Here is a 9,779-nt window from a genome sequence, read left to right on the forward strand (position 1 = left end):
ATAATTGGGGGTATAAAAGATTTCTTCTCATTTTTAGGGGCCGACACCAGATTCGTAGAAGGCTTACCTACGGCTTTAATAAGACCACTGAGTGGCGGTGCTGCAAGAGGAATGATGGTAAGTACTATGGAAACCTATGGTCCGGATTCATTTGCAAGCAGGCTTTCTGGCATTTTCCAGGGTGCCTCTGACACTACTTTTTATGTAGTTGCAGTTTACTTTGGTTCTGTAAGTATTAAGAATACCCGTTATGCTATTGGCGCAATGCTGCTGGCCGATCTTGTTGGGGTATGTACAGCAATAGGTCTTGCTTATTTATTTTTTGGATAAGAAATATAGATTACAGAATTATTTAGATTCTGTTGATATTATTCTGCTAATAATCTGTTCAAGTGCAGTGGGTTCTAAACTGGTATGCTTAGAAGACCTCCAGGTGGAAGTAGAATCTAACCACACACAAAAAGAATGGTAGCCATCTACTATTACTGCATAGGTTTCGTGAAAATCATCCTGTATGCGCATACAGAATCCGTTTATGGGCTTGCCCTGAACATCAAATCTGAAATTTAAATAGCTACTTAACATACTGATACCTGGTTAGTTATTTCTATAACAAATTAAGTTATAATATGTTTAGCCTATTTTAAATGCTTGCTATATTATTGTTAAATCTAGATGATTATTTTATGAATGAGAATGCTTAAATTTAATTGTAGCTTTATCTGCATAACATTAAAACATGGCAGATAATCAAATTACCGCAATTACAGAGCTAGACAGGTCTCATTATAAAACTAAGGTTTATGCAGGAGGGCATTTTATTTATTCTGATGAACCTGAAAGCATAGGCGGAACAGATGAAGGCATGACACCTGGAGCATTGTTGCTTGCTAGTTTAGGAAGCTGCACAGCTATTACCGTTAGAATGTATGCTGATCGGAAACAATACAACCTTGATGCAATTAAAATAGAGTTGGCTATTTGCGAGGAAAAGGAAATGAGCAAGGAAACAACTATTACCCGAAAAATTGAACTGATTGGGACATTAACAGAAGAGGAACGTAAACGCTTAATGCAGATAGCAGACAAGTGCCCCATTCATAAAATACTAACCAATCCCATAAGAATTGAGACCAGGTAACAAAAGCGTTTTACTATATACAATTTAGTACTATTTATACATTAATTAGTACAGTTGGCAAGTAACTAAGCCGCAAATTGGGCTTTGACTTTTTTAACAAGACTATCGATATCAAATGGCTTTGAAAGAAAGTCATTAGGTGAGCCTGGTAATTTTAATAAACTTTGCAGATTGTGACTTGCAGAGATCATTACAACAGGAATATTTTTAAATAAATTGTGTGCTTTTATTGCTTTGCAAATGTCCCGGCCGTCAATTCCACCAAGCATCACATCTAACAATACCAGATCAGGCCTTAACGATGATATGACATTCAATACATTTCTCCCGCTGGTTAAAGTAGATACCTCGAAACCCTCACCCTCCAATACAATCTTAATAATATCAACTATATCACTATCGTCGTCAACTGCTAATATTTTTCTGGACATTTCACTAACTCTTTTAGCTAATTATAAGCGATTTATATGCCACATTTTTCATTATTATTAATTAAATACTAGAAAAGTGATCTGGGACAATTTTTGTTAAAACTAATTTACTAGATCAAAAAATTTACTAAATCCCAATAATTTGATTTATTACTAAAATTATTAGCATATTTACATTTCATAAAGGCTTTAAAAAAACATGCTTTACGCGGTAGTAGATATAGAAACAACAGGTGGCTTTGCTTCAGGAAATGGAATCACAGAGATTTCAATTCTTATTCATGATGGTGTTTCTGTAATAGATATGTTTGAAACACTGATTAACCCTGCTCAGGAAATTCCTGAATACATACAGGCATTAACGGGCATAAACAATGAAATGGTTATAGATGCTCCGTTGTTCAGTGATATAGCTCCAAAAGTATATGAATTGCTGCACGATAAAACTTTTGTTGCGCACAATGTAAATTTCGATTTTTCATTTGTTAAACATCAATTATCATTGGCAGGTTATCAGCTTCAATGCAATAAACTTTGTACCGTAAGGCTTAGCCGTAAAATACTTCCAGGTCATCGTTCTTACAGTCTGGGTAAGCTTTGTAATGCTTTAGGTATAGAGATAAACAACAGGCACCGTGCAGGTGGAGATGCAGCTGCTACGGCAATTCTATTAGGTATGCTTTTACAGGCAGATGCTGAAGGGATTATCAATCAATCGTTAAGAAAAGCTTCAAAAGAGCAGGCCCTGCCTCCTAATTTACCGAAATCGGAAATAGAAAAACTGCCTTTAAGCCCCGGTGTATATTACTTTAAAGATCAAAAGGGTAAAGTGATCTACATTGGTAAAGCTAAAAGCCTGAAAAAGAGGGTTTGTTCTCATTTTACAGGCAATAGCACAAGTAAACAGCGTCAGGATTTCCTCAAGGATATTTACAGTGTAGATTTTGAAGTATGTGGTACAGAACTAATGGCTTTTATTTTGGAAGCCACAGAGATCAAGAAACTATGGCCAACAAACAACCGAGCTTTAAAGCGTTTTGAACAGAAATATAGTTTGTATGCTTTCGAAGATCAAAAAGGCTATATAAGATTGGGCATAGATAAATTTAAAAAAAATACACCGGCCCTGTATAGTTTTAATACCATACTAGAGGGGCATAATCTTTTAAAGGCATTAATAAAAGAACATTTGCTGTGCGAAAAGCTTTGCTTTATTCAGAAAAACCGACAAGCTTGTACAGCTTATGAAGAAGGTAATTGTACCGGTGCCTGTGTAGGTAAAGAATCTGCTGCTGCCTACAACGTAAGGGTTAAATATGCTATTGAAGATTTAAAAAAGATGTTGCCATCTTTTGCCGTTATTGATAAAGGAAGAACTGAAGACGAACAAAGCTGTTTGCTTGTAGAGGAAGGAAAATTCTATGGCATGGGGTACATTTCACATCATGCAGATATTAATGCGCCTGAAGAGCTAAAATCAGTCCTACAGCCCTACCCTTCCAATGACTACATCCTTCATATGATATTATCACACACGGAGCAGTTCCCTCAAAAGAAAATAGCAATTTAAACTAGTGACTTTTCTTTTCTATCCTGCTGTGGATTTTTACGGTTTCTTTTAATGCTGCAGAACCATACCACTGATAATAATCTGCGGTCATTAAAAATACTATCTAATGAAGGTTTGGGTAAATCTTTGGCAGAACCCGTTTTTAAAATTACCAGAATGTATTTCTTCATCCCATAATCATCAGCTTTAAGTTCTTTAGCTAATTTTTCATCGTAGTTTTTATTTACTTCCTGAGCTCCTGCTTTATTGGCAACAAGTAACGTACAGATTAGCAGGGCTATTATTGTGAGTTTTCTTTTCATCCTGGATATAGATAAGTACAATTGAGGTAAAAGTACATACTGAATTTAACGATTTTAAATTGAATTAAAGAAAGTATGAAGCGACTTTACAATATCAGAAAGTGCAAATAATAACAAATTAAAGGCAGTATATTTTCCAAACCAACAAGGTAAATTCGTATCAATAACCTTTTGTAAAAACAGATGAAGACACAAATCACACAACAACAAATTGAAGATTACAGAAAGAATGGTTTTTTGCTTATTGAAGATTTTTTAGATAAGGATGAATTAGAAATCTGGCGCGAAGCGGTAACTGAGGCACTGATTCAACGCGATGGCAGAAAACTACCGGGGAAAGATACTAAAACTGGTGAAGAGGATGGGATTAATAAAAATGCCGACTATTTTGGAAAGGTATTCGATCAAATGCTCAACTTATGGCAAACCAATGAAAAAGTAAAACAGTTAATACTCGATGAAAATCTAGGTAAAATGGTTGCTGACTTATCTGGCTGTGATGGAATACGGGTATGGCATGATCAGGCATTGATAAAGCGTCCATGGGCCAACCCTACTTCGTGGCACTTAGACACGCCTTTTTGGTCCTTTTCTGACCGCCGCGCTTTATCCATCTGGATTGCACTTGATGATGCCACTCTAGAAAATGGATGCCTGTATTTCCTTCCAGGTTCATATCATTCAACCTCTTTTGAAAACCCAGGTATAGGCAAGAACATGGATGAAGTATTTAAGTTCTATCCTGAACTCTCTATTTCTGATTCAAAGGCGGTTCCTATGAAAGCTGGTAGCTGTTCTTTTCACAATGGCTTAACGATACATGGTGCTGGTGCTAACATGACAAAGGGCTTTCGACGAGCTATGACCTGTGCTTTTATGCCTGATGGTGCTGCGTTTAATGGAATCCAGAATATCCTATCTGATGAGCAGGTAGCTAAGCTGAAAGTAGGGGACCTGTTAAATGATGACGAACAAAATCCTTTGATCTATACTAAAAATCCTTCATTACCCTAACAGAAATAAACTCGGGGATAATGCATTATCCTCGAGTTTCTAATACAATACGAATGACCACTTACCGGGTTTAACATCAAACAGAAAATAATTTACATCTTCTCCTTTAAATATAACCTCGGGATGTTTTTTAAGACTTTTCTTATTTTTCACAAACAGTTTCCCATTTAATGATATATTGGACAAACCAGATTCCATTTTGGGCAAACCTATTTTAGCCAGGGTATTGGGTTGTATATCAACAAAAAAGGTGAGTTTGTTATCTCTCCTTTTCAGATCCACGGTAATATTTCCTTTTACGGTAKGCGTAACGCAGTAGATCTCATGTAAGTTTCCGGGTTGAGGCAATATACTAATCGTTTTATAGGCAGTCTCTTCCGGAGCAATTCCGGCAACATACTGAATTAAAAGTGTTAATGGGCCACCAGACCAACCATGATTATACGATCCCCCGCCATAGCCTTCGGATCCTATCCCCCAGCCTTCCCACAATGTAGTGAGGTGGCTTTCAACCATATTAGCATATCTCTTTTTCATTCTTCCCAGCCCACCTTTAGCATCATGCATAATAAAGAAAGACTCCATTATATACTTTTCCATATAAGGACTGGCATGGAATTCAGTCTTTAATACATTTTTAATGGCTTCGTATTTCCCACTATCTGCTAAACCTGTTAATACAGCTAATCCATTCCCCCTATCATCAATAACACCTTTATTTGTTGGGCTTTTATAAGCACTGCCGCTCCAAAATTTTCTATTGAAATTTATCTTTATAGATTTCAGTAACTCCTGATAGGCTTTTATATCAGATTGATTTCCTGTTAGCTCTGCCATTTTTACTGCAGTTTCAACGGCCATATAATACCATGCGTTTTCCAGTAATGGGGTATCAATATCTTCTCCCCAATCCATCCAGTCCCATCCTCCCGGACGATGTATTACTAAACCATCGTCCCCTAAACGCCACAATTGCAAATAATTTTTGACTGTAGGATAAACATGCCGAATCAAAGCAGTGTCTCCAGTATAACGATAATAATTCCAAAAACCATATTTCCCCACACTAGCAAGCATTTGAGTTGGAAGTTCGCCATTCCAACTACCCGCAGGAACAGGCGAATATAATACCCCATCAGGTTTTCGCCAGTCAACAAGGTTACGAATTGCTTTATTAATAATTAATTCTCCATTTCTGTCGCAGGCATACAAAATTTCACCCATTAGTATTACCGCGTCTCCCCACCATTGTGCCCTTTCCCTATCCGGATCTTGAATTGCATCTCTCAAATTAACATTTAGTGTATTATATGATTTTTCCCAAAGACGATTATAGAAAGGATCATCAGATTTAAATTTACCTATCTGTTCGGTATCATATCTGGTTTCCCGGTATTTCAAGTCAATAATTTTCACATCCTTAGGAACAGAGTAATGAACCTCATGTCCATTCAAATATCCAAATGTTTCAAACTCCTGTATCCCTGCTTTTGTAATATATTCTGTACGAACGTTATACTCACTACCGCCTTTATAGTTATCTGTTCGAATGTCTATTTTTAAACCAGCCGGAGCATCGATCTTTAAATATGGGGTAATGGATATATTTTTAGGCAATTTGGCAACAATCGGATTGCCATCACTCACCTTTGGCAGATTAGCGTTATTAGTATAATGTAAAAGTCCCGAATCTTTCCAAAAAGGGATGGGTCTTTTCACCAGATTATTCCATGGAGAAACTGGTGGCTTCCCATAGGAAGTAGCATTTACCCAGGAATGATCGTCAAAATCTGGCTGGTTCCAAAGCGGCATATCTTTCTGAGCATCAAAGTAAATATTAAACTCGGGCAAGCGATAATTTGGTAAAGGTGCGCTGGTATTGCCAAAAGCAGGATGCCGCATCACTTTCCAAGTTGAATTTGATATTATTACGTTGTTTCCTATCGTCATATCGTACAAAAGAGCCGATTTACCACTATTTTTATGGTCGTAACCATCTCTTCCCCAATACCAGGTTAATATAGAGATCGTATTTTTTCCCTTGGTAAGATAGGGTGCCAGATTAATTTCATCATAATAGGTGTCACGTGGATTAGGCCCTCTTTTTAATTGACCTTCAAATACGATCATTTTCCCATTCACCCACAGCCAATACTTAGAATCGGTGCTAATTTTGGTAAGCACCTTATTTGGAATTTTATCGATAGAAACCTGCTTTCGGAAAGACGTCCATAAGTTAGTGTCTTTTTCTGCATGAGGAATTCCAATCCATTCTGCTTGCCAGCGCTCTGTCTGAGAGAAACAGGAAATACTTATGAATAAGACAATAATAAAGCAAAAAGATCTTATCAGATAATTCATATTTCTTAATTATTTGTTAAAAAATGCCGTCATCTCTCCTATCGTCGAGATGACGGCGTATCTATCCTGATGCGTTAGCCTAATATCCTGGATTTTGAACCAGGTTACTATTTATCTGCACCTCTCTAGATGGTATTGCATAGATCAATCTATTATTAGTTACATTAAATGAGGCTGGTAACAGCCAACCATAAAGGCTTTTAAGCTGCTTCCCTTTTGCATTTAAAGTTTCTACTGCCTTTCCATTGCGAACAAGATCAGTCCAGCGATGGTTTTCAAAAGCAAGTTCATGTMGCATTTCGCTGGCTACATTATCGTCAGTAGCAGAAGCCAGATTTGGTAATCCTGCTCTTTTTCTTACCTGATTTAAATAAGGCAGAGCTTCGGCATTTTTACCCTGCTTAACAAGACATTCTGCAAGCAGCAACAAAGCACCTGAATAACGGTAAACCGGCCAGTTCTGATCTGTATTCCACTCAACGGTATATGGTGGAAACACATATTTATTTATAAAGTAATAAAATGTTTTTCCGGCAGGCGGTGTGAAATTAACAGGACTAACAACGGAGCTTATTGTAAAAGAATCTCCGGTTTGAGTGCCAATAGCTACACCAATTGAAGCTGGCAGTCTTTTGTCGCCACTTTCATATGAACTCACCATTTCTTGAGTAGGCGCATTCCATCCCCCACTAGTAATACCTCCTCTTTGGTTGGTTCCATGTAATCCAAGAATGGCTTCTGTATTGGTAGTTTTTGGAATAAACCTCCATATAAAATCACTTTGCTGACCATCGTTACCTGCCTTATATTGTACTTCAAAAATTGATTCGCTGTTGTTTTTATTTGTTGGCGAAAACACATCGGTATAATTTGGTAGAAGTGTATAATTCATCTTGGTGATATCTAACAGCTCAGTTTCTGCTTTCGCATAATCGCGTGTTGGCTTAGACATATAAGCATAAGCCAAGAGCATTTTGGCAGCACCTTTACTAACCCTTCCGGTTTGAGGAAAAGCTGTCGCTACCGGAAGTTTTGCTATGGCATCATTCAGATCAGCAATGATCTGAGCATATACTTCATCAACTGTGTTTCTAGGCAGGAATGCACCAGTTTCTGAGACAATCTCCTCCAATTGCAATGGCACGCCCCCATAATGCGTTACAAGATCAAAATAGTAATATGCACGAAGAAATAAGGCCTGCCCTGAAAGATCGTCCATAGATGACTGCGAAAGTCCAATCGTGTTCGCTTTCAGTCTGGTCAGTACTGTATTTGCCTTAGCAATTCCAGAGTAATCATTTCCGTACCTGTTACCTGCATTATTTGGTTCTGCACTTGACAAACTATTGTCAAGGAAGACCGCCATTGCTTCTATACTGGTTTCAGATCCTCTGTCTGATGAATAATAATTAAAGAAGGTATTGTCTGAACGCATTTCATCCATATAAATACCTGTAAAAGCAACTCCTCTAAGGTTGCTATAAGCAGAAACTACAGCCTGCTGAAATTCAGTTTCACTTTTAAAAAAAGTTGGGGCACTAACACTGGTCTTAGGTACAAGATCAAGCTCACTTTTTTTACAGGAAAGAAATCCAATGGAAACTGCCACGATGTATAATATTTTATTTTTCATGATTATTTTTCTAGATTAAAAGCCTACGTTAAGTCCCAGTGTAAAAATCTGAGAGATTGGATAAGAAGTAAAATCACGTCCCTGACTTAAACCGTTAAGTCCGGACATACCTGCTTCAGGATTCATCCCCGGATATTTAGTAAAAATTAAAGGGTTTTGAGTACTGAAATATACGTAAAATCAGGGTTTGGGTTACCGATGTAAGTTCTGTCATTTTCATCTATAATACCATCAGGAACGCCGTCTGGCCCACTAATGTCTTTAAATCTTGCTGTACCCACCATAGAAGTTGCACCATGGGGCTGGGTATCAAATTCTTCCTGGGTCATATATACACCAGTATTGATATATCCGTAAAACATTCCTATTGGATTACCTACAGCTGTTCTGTTATCATCCCAATAAAGACTATATCCTCCAATAGGTGCATTGTTTGTGCCTAATTTGATTACCTTATTTCTATCAAAGGAAATGTTAAAACCTGTAGTCCATTTTAATTCACCATCGAGGTTTCTCGATTCCAAACTCAGCTCATGCCCCCAGAAATCAAAACGGCCTATATTTGATGTAATACTGTTAAACCCAGATTGAACAGGGATATCTACATTATAAAGCAGTCCATCCGTTTTTTTCCAATAGTAATCATAGGTTAATCTCAACCTGTCATTAAAGAGTCCAAGGTCAACACCAGCGTCGAAACTAGATGTAGTTTCCCAAGTAAGAAAGGAATTGCCGATCCCGTCAAGAGATTTACCTGGTGTTACCTGGTTTCCAAACACATAATTATCAGAATTTACAGAAGCCAGGTAGGTATAATCTCCAATATTGTTATTTCCCACTTTACCATAACTTGCCCTAAATTTTAACAGGCTTATTTTATCCTGTTCTTTCATAAACTTCTCATCAGAAGCTACCCATCCTATTGAAACCGATGGAAAATTACCATACTTATTATCCGTTCCAAATCTTGACGAACCGTCTCTTCTAAACGCCAGTGAAATCAAATATTTATTGTCGTAATTATAGTTTAAGCGGCCTATGTACGATAATAATGAGGATTCTGTTGTACCTGCAGTTCCTATTCTGGTAGTTGCTGCATTTATCCATTGAACATTATCATCCGGAAATTCTGAAGCTTGAATATTGCTGTTTTCCGATCTGAATTTTTGAAAGGTATAACCCACAAAGGCATCCAGATTATGTTTTTCATTAAAGGTTTTCTGATAAGTAAGGGTATTCTCGGCCAGTAAATTTAAGAATCTATTAGTACCGTAACTTCCCGTAGGAGGTTGAGGGGGAGCACCTCCCAAACCACCCTGAGCTGTTG

9 protein-coding genes and 1 pseudogene are annotated in these 9,779 nt (G+C 37.4%); 4 read left to right on the plus strand and 6 right to left on the minus strand.

The annotated features are described in order from the left end of the window. Nucleotides 1-330, plus strand: a pseudogene (locus AC1DG9_RS22445) (nucleoside recognition domain-containing protein); the annotation flags it as partial. A gap of 18 nt (nucleotides 331-348) precedes the next feature. Here the strand turns inward: AC1DG9_RS22445 and AC1DG9_RS22450 are convergent. Beyond that, on the minus strand, nucleotides 349-585 hold the full coding sequence (locus AC1DG9_RS22450; RefSeq protein ID WP_048906181.1) for a hypothetical protein: 237 nt from the start codon (nucleotides 583-585) through the stop codon (nucleotides 349-351). 154 nt (nucleotides 586-739) lie between these two features. Between AC1DG9_RS22450 and AC1DG9_RS22455 the strand changes: the two genes are divergently transcribed. Then, nucleotides 740-1,141: an OsmC family protein gene (locus AC1DG9_RS22455; protein WP_172659168.1), complete on the plus strand. Its 402-nt coding sequence runs from the start codon at nucleotides 740-742 to the stop codon at nucleotides 1,139-1,141. A gap of 65 nt (nucleotides 1,142-1,206) precedes the next feature. On the opposite strand, the gene AC1DG9_RS22460 is transcribed toward AC1DG9_RS22455, so the two are convergent. Then, nucleotides 1,207-1,572, minus strand: a complete 366-nt coding sequence (locus AC1DG9_RS22460; protein WP_172659169.1) for a response regulator — start codon at nucleotides 1,570-1,572, stop codon at nucleotides 1,207-1,209. A gap of 199 nt (nucleotides 1,573-1,771) precedes the next feature. Here AC1DG9_RS22460 and AC1DG9_RS22465 point away from each other — a divergent pair, with 199 nt between their 5' ends. Next, a complete protein-coding gene (locus AC1DG9_RS22465) occupies nucleotides 1,772-3,142 on the plus strand; it encodes an exonuclease domain-containing protein (RefSeq protein ID WP_337718149.1) in 1,371 nt (456 codons plus the stop codon). Here AC1DG9_RS22465 and AC1DG9_RS22470 read toward each other — a convergent pair. Beyond that, nucleotides 3,139-3,444, minus strand: a complete 306-nt coding sequence (locus AC1DG9_RS22470; protein WP_477635269.1) for a hypothetical protein — start codon at nucleotides 3,442-3,444, stop codon at nucleotides 3,139-3,141. The genes AC1DG9_RS22465 and AC1DG9_RS22470 overlap by 4 nt on opposite strands. 183 nt (nucleotides 3,445-3,627) lie before the next feature. On the opposite strand from AC1DG9_RS22470, the gene AC1DG9_RS22475 reads away from it, so the two are divergent. Further along, on the plus strand, nucleotides 3,628-4,458 hold the full coding sequence (locus AC1DG9_RS22475; protein WP_172659172.1) for a phytanoyl-CoA dioxygenase family protein: 831 nt from the start codon (nucleotides 3,628-3,630) through the stop codon (nucleotides 4,456-4,458). Between the two features lie 39 nt (nucleotides 4,459-4,497). On the opposite strand, the gene AC1DG9_RS22480 is transcribed toward AC1DG9_RS22475, so the two are convergent. From AC1DG9_RS22480 to AC1DG9_RS22490, 3 genes are all read right to left on the minus strand, one after another. Continuing rightward, nucleotides 4,498-6,819 carry an alpha-L-rhamnosidase-related protein gene (locus AC1DG9_RS22480; protein ID WP_477635270.1) on the minus strand — a complete coding sequence of 774 codons (2,322 nt, stop codon included), beginning with the start codon at nucleotides 6,817-6,819 and terminating at the stop codon, nucleotides 4,498-4,500. A gap of 79 nt (nucleotides 6,820-6,898) precedes the next feature. Further along, nucleotides 6,899-8,452 (minus strand): RagB/SusD family nutrient uptake outer membrane protein, encoded by a 1,554-nt coding sequence (locus tag AC1DG9_RS22485; RefSeq protein WP_477635271.1) that lies wholly within the window; start codon nucleotides 8,450-8,452, stop codon nucleotides 6,899-6,901. 146 nt (nucleotides 8,453-8,598) lie between these two features. Beyond that, nucleotides 8,599-9,779, minus strand: a 1,181-nt coding sequence (locus AC1DG9_RS22490) for a TonB-dependent receptor domain-containing protein (protein ID WP_477635272.1), incomplete at its 5' end; no start/stop codon positions are given.

It is taken from the genome of Pedobacter sp. 05L430, assembly GCF_056397585.1.